This is a genomic window from Faecalimonas sp. LCP19S3_D12 (assembly GCF_052121495.1).
Classification (GTDB): Bacteria; Bacillota; Clostridia; order Lachnospirales; family Lachnospiraceae; genus Faecalimonas.
The window spans coordinates 25246-43835 of sequence record NZ_JBQKED010000029.1 but is presented as its reverse complement, the minus strand read 5'-3'; the positions used below and the strand labels follow the sequence as shown (position 1 = coordinate 43835).

18 protein-coding genes and 2 riboswitches are annotated in these 18590 nt (G+C 38.2%); of the genes, 7 read left to right on the top strand and 11 right to left on the bottom strand.

Features of this window, described 5'->3' with window-relative positions; genetic code table 11:
* Positions 1 to 109 precede the first annotated feature (109 nt).
* Positions 110 to 865 (bottom strand): methyltransferase domain-containing protein, encoded by a 756-nt coding sequence (locus tag ACTQXY_RS10050; protein WP_441659327.1) that lies wholly within the window; start codon positions 863 to 865, stop codon positions 110 to 112.
* Between the two features lie 118 nt (positions 866 to 983).
* Positions 984 to 1154: riboswitch (M-box (ykoK) riboswitch) on the top strand.
* 184 nt (positions 1155 to 1338) lie between these two features.
* Between ACTQXY_RS10050 and mgtE the strand changes: the two genes are divergently transcribed.
* Positions 1339 to 2670, top strand: coding sequence for a magnesium transporter (gene mgtE, locus ACTQXY_RS10045; protein WP_441659326.1), 1332 nt, complete (start codon positions 1339 to 1341; stop codon positions 2668 to 2670).
* Positions 2671 to 2720: 50 nt separating this feature from the next.
* Here the strand turns inward: mgtE and ACTQXY_RS10040 are convergent, their stop codons facing one another.
* From ACTQXY_RS10040 to ilvB, 3 genes are all read right to left on the bottom strand, one after another.
* Complete coding sequence (locus ACTQXY_RS10040; RefSeq protein WP_441659325.1) at positions 2721 to 3746, bottom strand: branched-chain amino acid aminotransferase; 1026 nt, start codon at positions 3744 to 3746, stop codon at positions 2721 to 2723.
* A gap of 117 nt (positions 3747 to 3863) precedes the next feature.
* A complete protein-coding gene (ilvN, locus tag ACTQXY_RS10035; RefSeq protein WP_441659324.1) occupies positions 3864 to 4373 on the bottom strand; it encodes an acetolactate synthase small subunit in 510 nt (169 codons plus the stop codon).
* A gap of 14 nt (positions 4374 to 4387) precedes the next feature.
* On the bottom strand, positions 4388 to 6115 hold the full coding sequence (gene ilvB, locus ACTQXY_RS10030; protein WP_441659323.1) for a biosynthetic-type acetolactate synthase large subunit: 1728 nt from the start codon (positions 6113 to 6115) through the stop codon (positions 4388 to 4390).
* 449 nt (positions 6116 to 6564) lie between these two features.
* On the opposite strand from ilvB, the gene ACTQXY_RS10025 reads away from it, so the two are divergent.
* Positions 6565 to 6810 carry a hypothetical protein gene (locus tag ACTQXY_RS10025; protein WP_004614088.1) on the top strand — a complete coding sequence of 82 codons (246 nt, stop codon included), beginning with the start codon at positions 6565 to 6567 and terminating at the stop codon, positions 6808 to 6810.
* Here ACTQXY_RS10025 and ACTQXY_RS10020 read toward each other — a convergent pair.
* The 6 genes from ACTQXY_RS10020 to ACTQXY_RS09995 all read right to left on the bottom strand — a co-directional run bounded on the left by ACTQXY_RS10020 (position 6807) and on the right by ACTQXY_RS09995 (position 11837).
* On the bottom strand, positions 6807 to 7697 hold the full coding sequence (locus ACTQXY_RS10020; RefSeq protein WP_441659322.1) for a Cof-type HAD-IIB family hydrolase: 891 nt from the start codon (positions 7695 to 7697) through the stop codon (positions 6807 to 6809). The two genes, ACTQXY_RS10025 and ACTQXY_RS10020, sit on opposite strands and share 4 nt — an antisense overlap.
* A gap of 13 nt (positions 7698 to 7710) precedes the next feature.
* Positions 7711 to 8202, bottom strand: coding sequence for a dihydrofolate reductase (locus ACTQXY_RS10015; RefSeq protein WP_441659321.1), 492 nt, complete (start codon positions 8200 to 8202; stop codon positions 7711 to 7713).
* 11 nt (positions 8203 to 8213) lie between these two features.
* Positions 8214 to 9062 (bottom strand): thymidylate synthase, encoded by an 849-nt coding sequence (gene thyA / locus ACTQXY_RS10010; protein ID WP_373206432.1) that lies wholly within the window; start codon positions 9060 to 9062, stop codon positions 8214 to 8216.
* Positions 9059 to 9703, bottom strand: coding sequence for a DUF3793 family protein (locus tag ACTQXY_RS10005; RefSeq protein ID WP_441659320.1), 645 nt, complete (start codon positions 9701 to 9703; stop codon positions 9059 to 9061). Before ACTQXY_RS10005 ends, thyA begins: the two co-directional genes overlap by 4 nt.
* Before the next feature lie 49 nt (positions 9704 to 9752).
* A complete protein-coding gene (locus ACTQXY_RS10000; protein WP_441659319.1) occupies positions 9753 to 10310 on the bottom strand; it encodes a folate family ECF transporter S component in 558 nt (185 codons plus the stop codon).
* Positions 10311 to 10380: 70 nt separating this feature from the next.
* Positions 10381 to 10481: riboswitch (THF riboswitch) on the bottom strand.
* 66 nt (positions 10482 to 10547) lie between these two features.
* On the bottom strand, positions 10548 to 11837 hold the full coding sequence (locus ACTQXY_RS09995; RefSeq protein ID WP_441659318.1) for a homoserine dehydrogenase: 1290 nt from the start codon (positions 11835 to 11837) through the stop codon (positions 10548 to 10550).
* Between the two features lie 479 nt (positions 11838 to 12316).
* Between ACTQXY_RS09995 and ACTQXY_RS09990 the strand changes: the two genes are divergently transcribed.
* The 3 genes from ACTQXY_RS09990 (at position 12317) to ACTQXY_RS09980 (ending at position 16063) form a co-directional block, all read left to right on the top strand.
* On the top strand, positions 12317 to 13165 hold the full coding sequence (locus ACTQXY_RS09990) for a Dam family site-specific DNA-(adenine-N6)-methyltransferase (RefSeq protein WP_441659317.1): 849 nt from the start codon (positions 12317 to 12319) through the stop codon (positions 13163 to 13165).
* On the top strand, positions 13146 to 14462 hold the full coding sequence (locus ACTQXY_RS09985; protein WP_441659316.1) for a type II restriction enzyme: 1317 nt from the start codon (positions 13146 to 13148) through the stop codon (positions 14460 to 14462). Before ACTQXY_RS09990 ends, ACTQXY_RS09985 begins: the two co-directional genes overlap by 20 nt.
* A gap of 386 nt (positions 14463 to 14848) precedes the next feature.
* Positions 14849 to 16063 (top strand): replication initiation factor domain-containing protein, encoded by a 1215-nt coding sequence (locus ACTQXY_RS09980; protein ID WP_441659315.1) that lies wholly within the window; start codon positions 14849 to 14851, stop codon positions 16061 to 16063.
* Positions 16064 to 16587: 524 nt separating this feature from the next.
* Here ACTQXY_RS09980 and ACTQXY_RS09975 read toward each other — a convergent pair.
* Entirely contained in the window at positions 16588 to 16788 is a 201-nt protein-coding gene (locus ACTQXY_RS09975; RefSeq protein WP_441659314.1) for a hypothetical protein, read from the bottom strand.
* Between the two features lie 172 nt (positions 16789 to 16960).
* Between ACTQXY_RS09975 and ACTQXY_RS09970 the strand changes: the two genes are divergently transcribed.
* Positions 16961 to 17161: an excisionase gene (locus tag ACTQXY_RS09970; RefSeq protein ID WP_441659313.1), complete on the top strand. Its 201-nt coding sequence runs from the start codon at positions 16961 to 16963 to the stop codon at positions 17159 to 17161.
* Positions 17162 to 17242: 81 nt separating this feature from the next.
* Complete coding sequence (locus tag ACTQXY_RS09965; protein WP_441659312.1) at positions 17243 to 18433, top strand: tyrosine-type recombinase/integrase; 1191 nt, start codon at positions 17243 to 17245, stop codon at positions 18431 to 18433.
* Positions 18434 to 18590: the final 157 nt, after the last annotated feature.

Sequence of the window (18590 nt, the reverse complement as noted above, 5' to 3'; positions counted from 1 at the left end):
CCGCATAACCTTAACTTCTCAATATTCAATTTTTAAAGCAGCCACCGAAAGATGGCTTATTTGTCGTGTGCTTAAGGTAATGGATACCCTCTACTTCTCATTTTCAATCTTATTTCCCTCTTTCTCTTGCAATCACATAGATTCGTTCACTCGCCTTTGTCGGTGCTTCTTTTGTAAACGCATCATATGCCGTAATATATTCTAATCCAGACTGTGTAATCAGCCTTTTCATTGTCTCCAGGTCATACGCCTTTTGAAAATGTGTCTCTTGGTATTTGCGATACAACTCAGAATCTTCTTCCCGAATAAACAGACTGAGTTCATATTCATTTATTCTTTCCTCTTCGTAATAATAATTATCCCAGATAAAACTGCATTCCTCACGGTTCTCTGCAATCGTCTGATCACCTAGTATTTCCCTGTATTTATAAACCGTGTTGAAATCAAAGATAAACACTCCGCCAGGATCAAGATAATTATTAACGAGCCGAAATACCTCCTCCAGCTCTTCTTCCTCTAATATATAATTGACAGAATCACAGATACTGACAATTGCTTTCACTGTTCCATACAGTTCAAATTCTCGCATATCCTGCTGAAGATATAAAATATCAAGCCCAGATTTCATCCTTTTTTCTATCGCAATCTCAAGCATCTCTTCTGCATTGTCCACCCCGATCATATCGTAGCCGGATTGTGCCAGAATCTCTGTCATATTCCCGGTTCCACAGCCAAGTTCTAATACAAGTCCCTCACGCACACCGTATTCGTATAACAGATTTTTCAAATATTTTCCCCACTCTTCATATGGAATATTATCCATAAAGGTATCATAGACAGCCGCAAAACTTGTATACGCCTCCACAGAGCATCCCTCCTATTTTTACATAAGCTGATATATTATAGCATATTTTTAGTTTTGGAGCAAATTTTGAATAAAACTATTGACAAGTTCTGTTTCTCTGTATTAGACTAACAAAAAGAATAAGATTCGGTAGGTGAGGCTACCACAGGGATTTGGATTTTCCTAAGATTGCTGCCGCAACAACGTGGAGACACGATTCGCTGGTTAGCAGGATATGTCGCAGATAAGGCATATCTTAATGCAATTTATATGCCCTGTGATGCTAAAGCTTGAACGATGTTGTCACGGAATGATTCCCGCCATTGTTTTTGCTTTGGCGGGATTTTTTATTGCGTAGAAATTGCATCGCACTGCAGCGAACAGGTATCTTGTTCTTAAATTTTTATACGAGGAGGTGAGGGCAATGGATGCTGGTGCCAGTTTTGATCCCCAAATACAAACGAAAAATAAAATAATGAAAAGGAGAACGGACTATGAACAGAACAACTTTTATCGAACTGTTAGAGAAAAGAGATTTCAAAACGCTCAAAAACACGTTGGAGATAATGAATGCAGTAGACATTGCCCTGCTGCTTTCTAACTTAGAAGACAAGGAGAGAGCCTTTGCGTTTCGTCTGATTCCCAAGGACAAAGCTGCAGATGTATTCTCCAATATGAGTAATCCCATTCAGTCTTACCTTGTAAAAATTTTTACCGAAAAAGAACTTCGTGAACTGCTGGATAATTTATATATGGATGACACAGTAGATTTATTAGAGGAACTTCCGGCAAACCTTGTAACCAGGATTTTGCATACTGTTAGTTCCGATAAACGAGATCTGATCAATCAACTTTTGAAATTCCCTGAAAACAGCGCGGGAAGTATCATGACAACCGAATATGTATCTTTAAAGAAGACTATGACAATCAAAGAGACTATGAAACATATCAAAGAAGTCGGAATCCACAAAGAGACCATTTATACGTGCTATGTGTTGGAAAACCGTCGTTTGATTGGAATTGTCTCTGCCAAAGACCTGATGACTTTAGACGACAATACATTTATTCAGGATATTATGGAGACTGAGATTATCTCTGTAGGCACACATACCGATCAGGAAGAGACAGCCAGACTGTTTTCCAAATACGATCTGCTCGCACTTCCTGTTGTAGACCTCGATAACCGAATGGTGGGAATCATCACTGTGGACGATGCTATGGACGTTATGGTGGATGAGGCCACCGAAGATATCTCTATCATGGGTGCTGTAAATCCAAGTGAAAAAACTTATTTTGAGACTTCAGTCTTTTCACATGCAAAAAACCGTTTTTTATGGCTTTTGATTTTAATGCTGTCGTCAACCATCACCGGAACAATTATAACACAATATGAAAATGCATTTGCTGCTATCCCTCTGCTTGTCTCCTTCATTCCAATGCTGATGGATACCGGCGGAAACTGTGGTTCTCAGAGCTCCACTTTAATCATACGCGGACTTGCATTGGACGAGATCCGTTTCAAAGATATTTTCAGAGTCATGTTCAAAGAATTCCGTGTCGCACTGCTTGTAAGTCTTGGACTTGCACTCGCAAACGGACTGCGAATTTTTATCATGTACAAAAATTTGAAGCTTGCTGTCGTGATTGGTCTTTCCCTGATTTGCACTGTCATTTTATCAAAGATCATCGGCTGTATTCTGCCACTGTTTGCAAAAAAAGTACATTTAGATCCTGCAATCATGGCAGCTCCGCTTATTACAACACTCGTGGATACCTGCTCCATCATCATCTATTTTACGATTGCCACGCACATCTTTCAGCTTTAGACAAAATTAGGGACGTCACAACTCTCTGCGATGTCCCTTCTGTTTCTTTCCTATTTAATAACTTTAATCCAGCCTTCCGGAGCTTTGATATGTCCCATCTGAATTCCTGTCAATGTGTCATATAATTTCTTTGTCACAGGTCCCATCTCTTCCATTCCACTTGGGAAGCAGATCTCTTTTCCATGATCTACCACTTTTCCAACCGGTGAGATGACTGCTGCTGTTCCGCAAAGACCACACTCTGCAAACTGCTTCACTTCTTCAAACAACACTTCTCTTTCTTCCACTTCCATACCAAGGTACTCTTTTGCAACATATACAAGTGAACGTCTGGTGATGGATGGAAGAATCGTATCAGATTTCGGCGTTACCAACTTGTTGTCTTTTGTAATAAAGATAAAGTTCGCTCCACCTGTTTCTTCTACTTTTGTTCTTGTCGCAGAATCTAAGTACATATTCTCATCGTATCCCTGTCGATGTGCGTCCATGATCGCATAGAGGCTCATCGCATAGTTCAATCCCGCTTTGATATGCCCTGTCCCATGTGGTGCCGCACGATCAAAATCGCACACACGAATTGTGATTGGTTTTGCACCACCTTTGAAATACGGTCCTACCGGTGTTGCAAATACACGAAATTGATATTCATCTGCCGGTTTCACTCCGATCACCGGATTCGTTCCAAACATATACGGGCGGATATACAATGTAGCTCCTGAACCATATGGAGGCACATAATCTGCATTTGCCGCAACAACCTGCTCAACCGCCTTTATAAAACGATCTTCCGGAAATACCGGCATCTCCAGTCTTCTTGCACTGTCTGCCATTCTGCTCGCATTCAAATCCGGACGAAATGTGACAATATGTCCATCTTCAGTTCTATATGCTTTAAGCCCTTCAAAAACTGTCTGAGCATACTGAAGAACACCCGCACACTCATTTAATACCACATTTGCCTCTTCTGTAAGTCCGCCTGCATCCCATTTTCCATCTTTATAATTTGAAACATATCTTTTATCCGTCTGCACATAGCCAAATCCGATATTTGACCAATCTATCTCTTTTTTACTCATCACAATTCCTCCATTCCGTTACTGATTTCTCTTGTTTTTTATTATTATACTTTTTTATCCGCCTGTCAATAGAGCGCACTCTGTTTTTTGTGTTTTTTCAAAAAGAGACTAAGATACTTATCGTTCTGCCATATTGATTGCTTCTATTCCAACGCTTCCGCCACGGACAACCTCAATTGCCTTAAACTCTTCATTCATCAGCTTAATCAGCGCATCATTTTTTGACGCCGTCTGCACAAATTCCAAAAGCAGGCTGTCTTTCCCGTAATCGATGATCTTTGCTTTAAAAGACTGTGCAATCTGGAACAGTTCTTCTTTATCCTCTCTCGTACATTTTTTGACTTTCACATACATTAGTTCTTTCATGCACACAGAACTGTTTGTAAAGTCAATTACTTTAATGACCTCCACAAATTTATTGAGCTGTTTTTTGATCTGTTCAAATGTCTCATCATCACTGACTGTCTCGATCGTCATTCGCGAAATCGTCGGATCCTCCGTTGTTCCTACGGTAAGGCTTTCCAAATTGTATAATTTTCCGGAAAACAACCCTGATATTTTAGGAAGTACACCTACCTGATTTTCCACATACAGAGAAATCCATCTCTTTTTCATTGTCGTATTCATAATTTTTGCTCCTCCTAACAATCCATCAACATCTCTTCTAATGTTCCGCCCGGCTTGATCATCGGATATACCAAGTCCTCCGGATCCATAATGAATTCAATCAATGTCGGGGTCTTCGTATTCTTTCTCGCCTCTTCAAATGCTTCTTTGATTTCCTCTGATTGGAATACGCGAATTCCTTTTGCGCCATAGCTCTCTGCCAGTTTCACAAAGTCAGGTGTATACGGCGGGCACTCACATTCCGGTGTTCCGCATTTTCCCTCACAGGATTTTCTGGCACGAAGGCAGGTCATGGAATAACGCTTTCCGTAAAATAACTTCTGCCACTGACGCACCATTCCAAGATAGTTATTATTAAACACACATAAAATGAGAGGAAGTTCTTGCCCGACTGCAGTTGCAAATTCCTGTATATTCATCTGCATACCACCATCTCCGGAAATCGCAATGACCGGCGTGTCTGGATTGCCAAGTTGTGCGCCGATCGCCCCCGGAAATCCATACCCCATTGTCCCCAGTCCACCGGATGTCAAAAGTTGTTTTTTCTCCGTCAGTTCCAGATATTGTGTTGTGAACATCTGATGCTGTCCCACATCTGTCACCACAATTGCCTCCTCAAATGTCTCATTGATTGTCTCAATGACTTTTTGTGGTGTCAGCACTAGTTTTTCCTTCATTTTCAATGGATGTTCCTCTTTCCATCCTTCTATCTTTTCAAGCCACTGTGCCGTATCATGAAAGGCCGCATACTCCAAAATCTTTTCGGTCGCAGTTTTCGCATCTGCCACAATCGGAATATCTACATGTACATTTCTGGAGATAGACGCAGTGTCAATATCAATGTGTACAATCTGTGCATTTGGAGCAAATTCATGTATCTTTCCGGTAATCCGATCATTGAATCTTGTTCCAATCGAAAACAAAAGATCACATTCACTGACTGCCATATTTGCCGCATATGCTCCATGCATGCCCAAATTTCCGATAAACAGTGGGTGATTCGTAGGAATCGCTCCTCTTCCCATGATCGTTGTCACTACCGGAATCTTTGTGATGTCTACAATTTTCGTAAATATCTCGGCTGCATTGGCAATCTTGACGCCGCCCCCTGCTAAAAACAGCGGTTTTTTCGCTTTATTCAGCATCTTCATGGCACGTTTTAACTGTCCGATATGAACCTCTGTATTCGGCTTATACCCTCTGATATTCACAGTCTGCGGATACTCAGGACTTCCAAGTTCTGCCATCACATCTTTTGGAAGGTCAATCACTACCGGTCCCGGTCTTCCTGTCCTTGCAATATAAAATGCTTCTTTGATAATCCGCCCCAAATCTTCTCTTTTTTGTACCGTAATTCCATATTTGCAGATGCTTCTTGTAATTCCAACAATATCAACTTCCTGAAATGCATCATTTCCGATCAGATTTCTTGCGACCTGCCCTGTAAAACACACAAGCGGAACACTGTCATAGTTGGCTGTCGCAATTCCGGTAACAAGATTCGTCGCCCCGGGACCGCTTGTCACAAGACAGACACCTACCTTTCCGGTAGATCTTGCATAGGCATCCGCCGCATGCACAAGCGCCTGCTCGTGTCTTGGCAAAATCACTTTTGTATAGTCCTGCTTATAAAGCTCATCGCTGATATCAATCGTACAGGCGCCTGGATAGCCAAACAGAATATCCACCCCTTCTTCTTTTAGCGCCTTCACAAACAATTTATTTCCTGTAATCTTCCTCATATATGTCCTCCTTCCAGATACAAAAAAAACACCCCAAGCATACAGCTTAGGGCGAATCATTTTCTATATTGCCGACCAGTTTTTCAAAAACTGTGTACTCCTCCTTGACACTGTATTTTACAGACAATTTAGAGTTATTATAAAATTTTCTGACACTTTTGTCAACTAAAGTTTTTCCCTTTTTACAAAACTAAAGTCTTCCTCTGTATTCTAATGAAACTCCTCACCTGAAAATCTTATCTTAAAAGAAACGGTTCGGATAGTCATCACCACTGCTTCCTTCTTTGTGATATCCGAAGCAGAATCCATAATAATCATCATATCATTTTCCTGTACCAATTGACAACATCTGTTTGATTTTTTAAAATAGATAATACGAATGTATCAACGAGAAACTATATCACAACTATTAAAAAAGCAATTATAAACTAAAAGGAGAATGACTATTTATGATAAATCCGATGAAATTCATGCAGGTAAAAAGCATGTTAGCAACACTCAAACAAAACCATCCAAAGTTTCCTTCTTTTTTAGATGCTGTTTCAAAAAGAGCACTCTGTAAAGATACAATCATTGAAATCAAAGTTACAACACCGGACGGGGAATCTCTCGAGTCCAATCTTCGCTTAAAAGAATCCGATTTAGAGGTCTTACGGCAAATGCAGGAGCTCAGAAAAGAAGGGCTGTCTTCTTAAGACACGCCCTCCTTTGTTTCTTTATAATGCTTCAAAAGCTCTTCTATGGCATACGCCACTCCATACGCTTCATTGCTTTTTGTCACATATTTTGCCACTTCTTTAATCTCAGGTTCCGCATTTTCCATTGCAACCGTCGCTCCAAAATCCATAGAAAGCATTGAGTAATCATTCATACTGTCGCCAAATACCATCACTTCATCCATCGTATATCCAAGCGACTCAATATACCGCTTTAACATGGGTCCTTTCTGCGCATGTACATCTGTAATCTCCAGATTGGTAATAAACGAAGATGCCACCGCAACCTTGTTGTTTTCATCTAGTACGCTCTGAATCCGTTTCAATAGCGGAATATCTTCGGTAAAAATAAAAACCTTATAGATTGGCGCTTTTCCCTCTTTTAATTCTGCAAAATCCGATATTCTTCTGGTCGCTTTCCAGATACGCTCATACAATTCAGAATGTCGGATTTTCTCCGGCTCCAAATCCAGATGGAACAGATGAATCTGCTCTACAATGCTTTCCTCAATCTCCTCCTCGGTTCCGATTCGATAGTCAAAATCATCTGTAGAAAAGATGATCGACACTGGAAATTTTATCAGCTGCCAATATAGTTCTTCACACACCTCAATCGGAATCGGTGTTTGCAGCACCACTTCTCTTTGCGGATTTCTCACTTCTGCGCCACTTCCCACAAGATAATCACACTCTAGGTCCAATTCCTCCAGTTCCTCCATTGCACTTCGGAAATTTCTTCCTGTCGCGATCATAAAACGAATTCCCTGCTCCTGTGCACTATGAATTGCCTCCAATGTCCTCGGTGCGACCTTATGATCTAACCCAAGCAGCGTCCCGTCCATATCTGATGCAATCACTTTTATCATCTTGTCTTATCTCCTAACCAATTCTTTCGTATTTTACAAATTCATATTCCAGATTGAAATATGTCTGTTCCTCGCTGACCCCTGCAATCTTCCACTCCGGCATCTCATCCAGATTTGGGAAATATGTATCTGCCTCATACGCATGGTCAATCTTTGTAATGTGCGCAACCTTACAGTATGGGAGAAGCTGACGGTAAATGCTTTCCCCGCCGATTACATAAATATCCTCATCGTTATACTGTTTCACTTCCTCCAAAAGCGCTTCCACACTGTTGACTACAACAGCATCTTTGACCTTGTAATTCTTATCACTTGTCAGAACAATATTCGTTCTCTTTTTGAGTGGCTGCTCCCCCGGAAAACTCTCCAATGTCTTTCTTCCCATCACGACCACTTTTCCCATCGTCGTCTCACGGAAAAATTTCATATCTGCCGGAATACTTACCAAAAGTTTATTATGCAGACCAATTGCCCAATTCTTATCCACTGCTACAATCAAATTCATCTTTTTTCCTCCTACACTGCAATCGGAATATTTTTAATCTGTGGTCCTGTCTCATAATTGTCCAGACGCACATCATCCGGTGTAAACTCATAAAAATCCTTCACCTTTGGATTCAGCCAGAACGTAGGTGCAGGCAGCGGCTCTCTCGAAATCAGTTCTTCCACAAGCGGAATATGTCTGTCATAAATATGCGCATCTGCGATCACATGGACAAACTCGCCCACTTGCATATCACACACCTGTGCCAGCATATGCATCAACACTGCATACTGGCATACATTCCAGTTATTCGCCGCAAGCACATCCTGAGAACGCTGGTTTAAAATTCCGTTTAAGACCAGCTTGTCACTGTCATTTTTCTTTGTCACATTAAATGTCATGCTGTACGCACACGGATACAGGTTCATCTCGTGCAAATCCTGGTGGACATAAATATTTGTCATAATACGACGGCTATATGGATTATTCTTTAAATCATAGATTACGCGGTCCACCTGATCCATCATTCCCTCTTTATATTGATGCTTTACACTCATCTGATATCCATAAGCTTTGCCGATTGAACCATCTTCATCCGCCCAGCTATCCCAAATATGTGGCTTTAGATCATGCACATTATTGGATTTTCTCTGCCAGATCCACAACAGCTCATCCACACAACTTTTGATACCGGTACGTCGAAGTGTCAACGCTGGAAATTCCTTTGACAAATCATACCGATTCACCACACAAAACTTTTTCAGCGTATAGGCAAAGCTTCCATCCTCCCACTTTGGGCGCACCTTTTCGCCTTCCGTACTGACACCGTTATCAATAATATCACGGCACATATCTATAAACACTTTATCTGCATAACTCATATCGTTAATTCCTCCTTTTCACGCTCTCCATTGTACCACGAAAAACAATTGTTCTGCAATGCGATTTTCCACACAGACTTTCCACATAAATATTCATTGACCGCATGCACTTTTGCCATATCATACATCAAAAACTGTAGTTGTGCTTTCTTTATATTCGAATAAACCTTCCAATGTCCACACAAAACTGCCCCCTTCCCATTTTGCTTTATAAAGGCTTTTACATCCTCAGGCGGATACCCCAAGAACACACCTATCTCATGCGGAAATAGCTGTTCTTTCTGCAAATAGCATTCTAGTCTCATACGAAGCAGATTCAAACAGTTTTCCATATGCTCACAGTCATATCCATATGCTATTAAAAACTTACGCACCTCTGTCCTTCTCAGATAGTTTTGAAATTCTTCTTTTCGATATAAGAACACTTGAAAACCACTCTGCACTTTATAGAGCAGTTTATAACAGATATCCGTATTGTTCAATACTTCCACATATATTTTCTCGTCAAAGCACTTCGCGCAAAACATACCTGCTATCTTTATTCTTTTCAGAAAAGGAGCACATTGCAGAACCATCTGAGACTGCAAGTACTCCTTTTCATTCTCCTGTGAAAGCAAATAAGAGATTACTTCTGCCGTCATCTCGCATTCTCCTTTTTGCTTTAGTATGCCACATTCTTCTTTAATTATTTTATACTTTCACTCGAAATGCGGAAAAGACTTTTGCTTTTGCGAGCACCTCAACAACCGCATATAGCATGATTGACTGTATCGGCACCATGATGATCTGTTTGATCAGACGTGGAGGCAAAATTGCCATAAATGCATTTCCATATAACATCGAAAGCCAATATGTATTCAAAAATACATTGACAACGATTGCCACAACAATCTTTGACGCCAATATTCTTTTAAAGCTGATCGGCTTTTTATAGAGCATCACACCATAGATCACTGCTCCGAGTATCGCATTGAATGTAAACCCAAAGAAAAACGGGCCGGTAGGTTTGAGCAGATATTTGATAATATCGGCAATCCCTCCCATAATACCGCCAACTACCGGACCAAAAAGCATGGCAGTCAGTTCATTGGCAATAAATGAAAAACCGATTTTCAGATTTTCCGTCAACTGAACACTGAAAAATCCAAGTACGACGGCAATGGCAATCAGCAGCGCTGTCACCACAAGTGTCCTCAAGTTCTTCAACTCCTCAAAAGAGTCTGCAAATTGTTTCTTCATTTGCAACATAAAAAATACCTCCTTTGCAGTAGTCCTGAAGCTACGCATAGCAGGTATTTTCCTTATATCTGTCATGTGCAGCAGCGGGATGCAGAGTATGTACCGCAAGCAATTTTGCTTTTCGTCCGACTGGCAACTCCCCGTCCAACTGGCACTTAACGCACATACTCTTACTCTGCTTTTCTTTTTATTTTATTTTTCCTCGACAATTGTAACACAATCTGTTTTTCACGTAAAGGCTGATTTTTAATAAACACGGATCTTACTGCTGATTTCCTCCAAAATCGGCATTTGCATCAGCTCATCTAACGCCTCCTGTAAATATCCTTCTTTCACATACTCTGTCACGATTACCAGCTCCGCTTTTTCTTTTTCAACATCTTTTTGAATGATTCGTTCGATACTTACCTTATGTTTTCCAAATACATTTGCAATGCTTGCCAGCACTCCCGGCTGATTCGTAACTTGCATGCGAAGGAAAAATTTATTCTTGACATCGGCTATTGATTTAACCTGTGTTTCTCGATAACAGCCGCAGCCAATTCTGCTGGTACATCCATATTCCATATTTCTCACAACATCCAAAACATCTCCCACAATCGCGCTTGCCGTCGGAAGTTCTCCCGCGCCTCTTCCATAAAACATGGCATCGTCCACCGCATCTCCATGCACAAATACTGCATTGAACGAATCTCTTACCGATGCAAGTGGGTGCTGATTTGAAATCATCATCGGATAGACAGCTACCTCGATTCCTTTTTCTGTATGGTGAGCTGCGCCGAGCAGTTTGATCACACTGTCAAATTCCTTTGCATACGCAATATCTTTTGCTGTAATTTTTGTGATTCCCTCTGTATAGACATCCGAAAAAACGACTCTGGAATGAAATGCAATCGATGCCATGATTGCAACCTTCCGCCCTGCATCGTATCCTTCTATATCCGCTGTAGGATCTGCTTCCGCATATCCAAGCTCGGTCGCTTTTGCAAGCGCCTCCTGAAAATCCATTCCTTCTTCGCACATCTTAGTTAAAATATAATTGGTTGTTCCATTGACAATTCCGATGACATCTGAAATCTCATTTCCCGCAAGACACTGTTTCAGCGGACGGATGATTGGAATACCACCTGCGACAGCCGCCTCGAATAAAAAGTCTTTTTGATTCCTCTCTGCTGCTTCAAACAGTTCTTTTCCGTGCTCTGCTACCAGATCTTTATTCGCTGTCACTACATTTTTTCCTGCATTTAACGCCTCCAAAATCATAGCTTTTGCCGGTTCGATTCCCCCCATCACTTCTATCACAAGCTCAATCTCATCATTTTCAATGATCTCTTTCCACTGATCTGTCAAAAGACACTTCTTCACTCCCGGTCTTTCTTTTTTCAGATTATGTACCAGAATTTTTTCAATCTGAATCTTCGCACCCGTGCGTTTTTCAAATTCTTCTCCCTTTTCTTCAATTAATTTATATACACCGCTTCCTACTGTTCCCAAACCTAATAATGCTATTTTTACAACTTTTATTCCTTGATTCATCGCTTATTTCTCCTCCTGTTTTTTTGATTTGTATATAAGAATAACACATTTGTACGCACTTTGCACACATTTTCTTACGTTAAATGATTCACGTAGTTAAGTATTTCTTGACTTTCCCTCATTTTTATATTACACTTTAACCAAATAAAATCTAGAAAAAAGTAGCAAGTACCTGTGAAAGCCAATCAAATTTGACCACAAGTACTTTTTTTAAGAAAAAAAGAGGTTGAAATTTCAAAAATGCTTATAAATACAACATATAAAGGCATTTAAAAGGAAAAATAACATTAAATTTACAACGATTTTACAACAAATGAAAGAACCTTGAAAAACGACTTATGCTGAAATATATTGAGATATGAAAAATACTTAGCGTAAACTTAGAAAAGAAATGACTATTACTATTAAAGGTGCTATAATGTACCGTATAATATCAAATGAATTTTGAAAAATTTAGTATTATAGAAAGGGGAAAAGGTATGCCTAAAAATTTGTTGGTTAGTCCTATATTAAAATGGGTTGGTGGTAAAAGACAACTACTTTCTGAAATTTTACCATTAATTCCTAATGATTATTCAACTTATGTAGAGCCATTTGTAGGTGGTGGTGCTGTTTTCTTTGAGTTGCAACCTAAAAAGGCAGTAATAAATGATTTTAATGCCGAATTGATTAATGTATATGAAATTGTAAGAGATTACCCAGAAGAATTAATTAAAGAACTTGAAATTCATGCCGAAAATAATAGTTCTGACTATTTTTACGAAATACGAGGGATAGATAGAGAAGATGAATATGAAAATTTAAGTTCAATAAAAAAGGCTGCTAGAATTATTTATTTAAATAAGACTTGCTACAATGGATTATATCGTGTTAATTCTGCAGGGCAATTTAATTCCCCATATGGAAAATATAAAAATCCTCGAATAGTAGATAAAACGACAATTAGAGCTATGTCCAAATATCTTAATCAAAAAGGGATTAAAATTTGTCGAGGTGATTATAAAGAAGCTCTTAAAGGATTGCGAAAAGGTGCGTTTGTTTATCTAGATCCACCGTATATGCCCATATCTTCGTCTGCTTCATTTACAGGCTATACTGAGGGAGGTTTCTCCTATCAACAACAAATCGAATTAAAACAAGAGTGTGACAAACTAAAAAGAAAAGGGATCTCATTTTTGCAATCAAACTCTGACTGTGCAGAAATTAGAAATTTATACTCTGAATATAAGATTCTCACAGTAAAAGCAAAAAGAAACATTAATAGTAACGGTAATTCAAGAGGCGAAATTAACGAGGTTCTAATTTATTATGATAAAGAAGAAAAATAAGAGTATATCTGCTAATGATGCATGGAAGTGTTTAATTGAGAAATATGGAATAATTGAACAAATAAAGAAAAATGGTGTTTTTCATATTAAGGCAAGTCAAATCAAGGAATTTAAAGAGCCGCGATTAATGGCAAAATGGGATAGTAGTGACTCTTTACCAGAAATATTCAAAATAAATAAAATAAACATTTTGCCGGATAGTCGAAGTTCTTATGTATTAAGCGATTTTTTGCTATATGAAGAAATTCCTGAATTAGAAGAACATGTGACGCAAATGGATCATGTTGAAATTCCAGAATATGAGTCTATTGATATAAATAATATCAATTCAGAAGCTAATGCTATAAATGTTCTCATTCTTTCGGGGATACTAGACGATTTTCTGCAAACAACACCAAATGTTTCAACATTCAACGGGAGAATGGGAACAGGGAAATTTGATTTTGTGATAGATTGCTTTTCAAATACGCAAAAGCATATTGAAGTAAATAACGCACAATGTGAAATTGATGGTGGATTTGAAAATGATGATTCTGTTATCATTATGGAAGCCAAAAATGTAGTTCATGAAGATTTTCATATAAGGCAACTATATTATCCTTATAGACTTTGGAAAACAAGAGTCACAAAACCGATTAGATTAGTGTTTTCAATTTATTCCAACAAAATCTATAGATTATTTGAATATAGGTTTAATGATTTAAATGATTTTTCTTCAATTGAGTTAGTACAAACAAAAAATTATTCTTTACAAGATACAAGTATCACTTTAGAAGACTTGATTACAGTCCGTCAAGATACTTCGGTAATGACAAATGACTGTCAAGACCTTGCTACAAAAGAAACACCACCTTTTATTCAAGCAGATTCTTTAGATAGAGTTATTTCATTATTGGAAAATCTTTATGATAATCCATTGACTACAGTACAAATAGCAGAATTAATGCAGTTTGATATCAGACAGTCGGATTATTATTTTAATGCTGGTAGATATTTGGGATTATTTATAAAAAGAAATGATGACGGACAAAAATTAGTTGAGTTAACAGCATTAGGTGTTCGCATATATAAAATGGATTATAAAGAACGGCAATTAACTTTAGTTTCTCTCATTTTACAACACCAAATTTTTGCAGATTTTTTTGATTATATGATTGAAAATGGCGAACAACCAACCAAAAAAGATATTGAAAATAAAATGAGAAAATATAATGTTTGTAATGAGGGGCAGATAAATAGACGGGCTTCATCGGTTAATAGTTGGTTGCGTTGGATATTTAATCTTACAAAATTATAGTATATAGGGAGAAGTGAGACAGTTCTGGTGGCGTGGCTTTAGCCATCAACGCCATGCCAGCTTGTCTGGCAAAGTGCTGGATTGCTTCGACCATGAGCGAGCCTGTGGCAAGCGATTATCAAGCCCCCGTTATCTAACAAGGGGGGCACAAAAAACAAGAGACAATATACACTACTAAGTGGAAAATGCTGTATTTACAAGGCAAAACCGCTTTTAACAGGGTGTTAACTAGAAGATACTCATTTAACACATAAAATTGAATAGAACATAAGAAAGACAGTTGATTTCAAACGAGAAATTGATTGTCTTTTTTCTTTTAGGAAAAATTTAAGTATAGGCAATTATCAAATATGGTAGTTGCCTTTTTTGATTGGAGGAATTGAAGAATGAATGATAAAAACTTTATAGAAGAATTAAGACAAAAGCGTGAAGAATACGGAGTAACGCAAAGAAAACTTGCTGTTGCTTGTGGTATCAGTCGTACATATTTTAATCAGATAGAGAATGGGACTGTTGTTCCCTCTGCTGAACTAAAACAAACGATAGAAAAACAGATTGAGCGTTTCAATCCACAAGAACCATTATTCTTATTGATTGATTACTTTCGTGTCCGCTTTCCTACTATGGACGCATTAAAGATTATTCGTGATGTATTACAACTGAAAGCTGATTATATGCTTTATGAAGATTTTGGAAAGTACGGATATGAAAGTAAATATGTTTTAGGCGACATTAACATTATGTGTTCCATGCAGGAGCATTTAGGTGTTTTGTTGGAATTGAAAGGCAGAGGGTGTCGGCAAATGGAAAGTTATTTATTGGCACAGGAACGCTCATGGTATGACTTTATGCTTGATTGTTTAACGGCAGGCGGTAAGATGAAACGACTTGATTTGGCAATCAATGATAAAGCAGGAATATTGGATATTCCAAAGTTAAAAGAAAAATATAAGGTAGGTGAATGTATCTCCTACTTCCGTATGCAGAAAGATTACAGCGGTACAGAGAAATGTGGGAGTGATACACCAAAGAACACAGGCGAAACCTTATATCTTGGTTCAACAAGTAGCGAATTATATATGTGTGCCTATCAGAAAAATTATGAACAGTATGTCAAGAATGGCACAGAAGTTGAAGATACAGAAATTAAGAACCGTTTTGAAATACGCATGAAGAATGAACGAGCCTATTATGCGGTTAAAGATTTATTAGTGTATCGAGACGCTGAACGCACCGCTTTTTCTATCATCAATCATTATGTCCGCTTTGTAGATAGAGAGGACGATAAGCCAAAAAATCAATGGAAAATGAATGATGATTGGGCGTGGTTTGTAGGGGAAAACAGAGAACCGATACGCTTAACTACAAAGCCAGAGCCGTATACTTTACAAAAGGCGTTGCATTGGCTACAAAGACAAGTTGCACCAACGATAAAAATGGTACAGGCATTGGACAAAGAAAATCATACAACGATACTGAAAGATATGATTGAACAAGCAGAACTCAAAGACAAGCATAAACATTTATTACAGTTAGAAAAATCAACCATAGAAGAACGCATAGATACCGCTGTTCCACAAGAGAATGACGGTATTTTTTAATTTCTTAGAAAAATCTGCAACAAAACATCAACTAGCGTACAGATATGGTGCGAGAAAAGGAAATTTAACTTTTTTTCAAAACTACTCATTAAATCGAGTATTGCTGTCCCTATATGAAGTGAAAGAAGATTTTAGAAATCTGCAACAAAACAAGGTGTTTATTCCCTATATGGAGTGGAAGTTGAGAAAATCTAAACTTTTTTGAGAAACATGACGGAAATTCATGATTAGTGGACAGTGTTATGTGAAAGAGGAAAAACTTTCTTCAATTTGTATTCAAAAGCAGTATTCGTATCGAGTGTTAGTGCAAGAAAGAAGAAATTATATTTTATTCTTGATTTTGTATTCAAACAGGCATTGGCAGTTGAGTGTTGATGTGAAAAGAAGAAAATATTTTCATTTTCAACTTAACATTTGATAGTTGTCGTTCCCTATATGGAGTGAAAAAAATCTTTCATTCCATAGTTGACAGTAACGGTTTCATGGGGAGTTAGGGTGTGAAAAGAAAAAGTTTTGGATATTGGTTACATTTCCCCTATTTTCCAACGCGGTATATAGGAAAGACGATTTTCTTCTTTTGTGTTCTTTGACAACTGAATAAAGCAATTCAATACCTTAGACAGACAGCGAGCCGTTGAAACAGATACGCCATGACCTTTCCCCTGCAAAAGCGAGCGATAACCTATCTGTGTTCTTGTAAAAGACTTGTCCTCTTTTATCGCCATGACCTGTGCTGTCTGATAATGATACTCCCGTACAGCCACAGCTTGAGCGTTAAGAGCGTCGCACGCAATGGGTACGGCTACATTGGATAATGTAGAGGTGGAAGTCCTGTGGGCTATGACAAAAGCCGTTGAATTGCTTAGAAAATGATTTACAGAAAAGAGGTGAAGTTATATGCACGATTTAAGTATGCCACTATGGGAACGATACCTTATGACGATCGAGGAAGCGTCCAGTTACTTCCGCATTGGCGAAAATAAATTGCGTCAAATTGCCAATGAGCATAAACGAGAATGTGTCGTTATGAATGGGAATCGTATACTTATCAAGAAAAAGAATTTTGAAAAAGTGATAGATAAACTGGAACAAATTTAATGCAAAAGAGCCTTGTGCGTGTTATGATTTAATTAAGTCGTATATACAAGGCTCTTTCATACTTTGAAAGGAGTTTGAAAGATGTCAGCATTAAAAAGACGAGATAACAAAAACCGAATATTACAGAGAGGAGAAAGTCAAAGACCAGATGGAAGATACACTTACAAATATGTAGACGCATTGGGTAAAACAAAATATGTGTATGCTTGGAAATTATTACCGACAGATAGAACACCGAAAGGCAAACGAGATGATTTATCACTAAGGGAAAAGGAACGTATCATACAAAGAGATTTGTATGACGGTATCGACACGCAGGGCGGTAAAATGACACTTTGCCAGTTATACGCTAAAAAGAACGCACAGCGACCAAATGTAACGAAGAATACAGAAGTCGGCAGAAAATACCTTATGAAAGCCTTAGAGGACGATATACTCGGTTCTAGGAGCATTGACAGTATTAAACCATCAGACGCTAGAGAATGGGTAATCCGTATGCAACAGAAAGGTTTTTCCTTTGGAACAATCAAGAACTATAAGCGTTCATTAAAAGCGTCCTTTGGTATGGCAATCAATGATGATTATGTAAGAAAGAACCCTTTTGATTTTTCATTAAGTGAAGTGATTGAAAATGACAGTAAAACTAAAGTCGCATTAAGTGAAGAACAAGAGCAGGCATTACTTGATTTCATAGCACATGATAGCTGTTATCAGAAATATTATGATGATGTGCTGATACTGTTGAAAACAGGATTAAGAATATCAGAGTTATGCGGATTGACAAAACATGATTTAGATTTTGAAAACCATTCAATCAATATCAATCATCAGTTGTTGAAAGATAAAGACGGTTACTATATCAATGAACCAAAAACAAAAAGCGGTATTCGTAAAGTGCCAATGAGTGATGAAACAGAAAAAGCCTTTAAGAGAGTGCTGAAAAGGAAACAGAAACCTATGATAAAAGAGATTGACGGTTATCGTCACTTTCTGTTTCTTTTAGAGAATGGTTATCCTGCACATCAAGTAACATACAAAACTGCATTCGTACGCATGATTAAGAAGTACAACAAGACACATGATATTCCATTGCCACATATCACACCGCATACGCTAAGACATACATTTTGTACGAGATTAGCACAAAAGAATATGAACCCAAAGAATTTACAGTATATTATGGGACATTCCAACATAACAATCACACTCAACCTATATGCTCATGCCTCAGAAGTTGGAGCAAATAAAGAAATGAGAAGTATGATAGCGTGATTTACAACGAAATATACAACGATTGAGAGTGAAGATATGCGTAGTGTAGACCCAGTTCTGCGGTAGCTTTAAGAAATATGAAAAGCCGATAAACCTTGAAAAACAAGGATATATCGGCAATTCGAGAAGTTATAAGAAGATATAGAAAAAGTTGATA

What these genes read in the sequence shown, in the direction of transcription:
- mgtE (WP_441659326.1), top strand. Translation starts at nt 1,339, where the DNA reads ATGAACAGAACAACTTTTATCGAACTGTTAGAGAAAAGAGATTTCAAA.
- ACTQXY_RS10040 (WP_441659325.1), bottom strand. Translation starts at nt 3,746, where the DNA reads ATGAGTAAAAAAGAGATAGATTGGTCAAATATCGGATTTGGCTATGTG.
- ilvN (WP_441659324.1), bottom strand. Translation starts at nt 4,373, where the DNA reads ATGAATACGACAATGAAAAAGAGATGGATTTCTCTGTATGTGGAAAAT.
- ilvB (WP_441659323.1), bottom strand. Translation starts at nt 6,115, where the DNA reads ATGAGGAAGATTACAGGAAATAAATTGTTTGTGAAGGCGCTAAAAGAA.
- ACTQXY_RS10025 (WP_004614088.1), top strand. Translation starts at nt 6,565, where the DNA reads ATGATAAATCCGATGAAATTCATGCAGGTAAAAAGCATGTTAGCAACA.
- ACTQXY_RS10020 (WP_441659322.1), bottom strand. Translation starts at nt 7,697, where the DNA reads ATGATAAAAGTGATTGCATCAGATATGGACGGGACGCTGCTTGGGTTA.
- ACTQXY_RS10015 (WP_441659321.1), bottom strand. Translation starts at nt 8,202, where the DNA reads ATGAATTTGATTGTAGCAGTGGATAAGAATTGGGCAATTGGTCTGCAT.
- thyA (WP_373206432.1), bottom strand. Translation starts at nt 9,062, where the DNA reads ATGAGTTATGCAGATAAAGTGTTTATAGATATGTGCCGTGATATTATT.
- ACTQXY_RS10005 (WP_441659320.1), bottom strand. Translation starts at nt 9,703, where the DNA reads ATGACGGCAGAAGTAATCTCTTATTTGCTTTCACAGGAGAATGAAAAG.
- ACTQXY_RS10000 (WP_441659319.1), bottom strand. Translation starts at nt 10,310, where the DNA reads ATGTTGCAAATGAAGAAACAATTTGCAGACTCTTTTGAGGAGTTGAAG.
- ACTQXY_RS09995 (WP_441659318.1), bottom strand. Translation starts at nt 11,837, where the DNA reads ATGAATCAAGGAATAAAAGTTGTAAAAATAGCATTATTAGGTTTGGGA.
- ACTQXY_RS09990 (WP_441659317.1), top strand. Translation starts at nt 12,317, where the DNA reads ATGCCTAAAAATTTGTTGGTTAGTCCTATATTAAAATGGGTTGGTGGT.
- ACTQXY_RS09985 (WP_441659316.1), top strand. Translation starts at nt 13,146, where the DNA reads ATGATAAAGAAGAAAAATAAGAGTATATCTGCTAATGATGCATGGAAG.
- ACTQXY_RS09980 (WP_441659315.1), top strand. Translation starts at nt 14,849, where the DNA reads ATGAATGATAAAAACTTTATAGAAGAATTAAGACAAAAGCGTGAAGAA.
- ACTQXY_RS09975 (WP_441659314.1), bottom strand. Translation starts at nt 16,788, where the DNA reads ATGGCGATAAAAGAGGACAAGTCTTTTACAAGAACACAGATAGGTTAT.
- ACTQXY_RS09970 (WP_441659313.1), top strand. Translation starts at nt 16,961, where the DNA reads ATGCACGATTTAAGTATGCCACTATGGGAACGATACCTTATGACGATC.
- ACTQXY_RS09965 (WP_441659312.1), top strand. Translation starts at nt 17,243, where the DNA reads ATGTCAGCATTAAAAAGACGAGATAACAAAAACCGAATATTACAGAGA.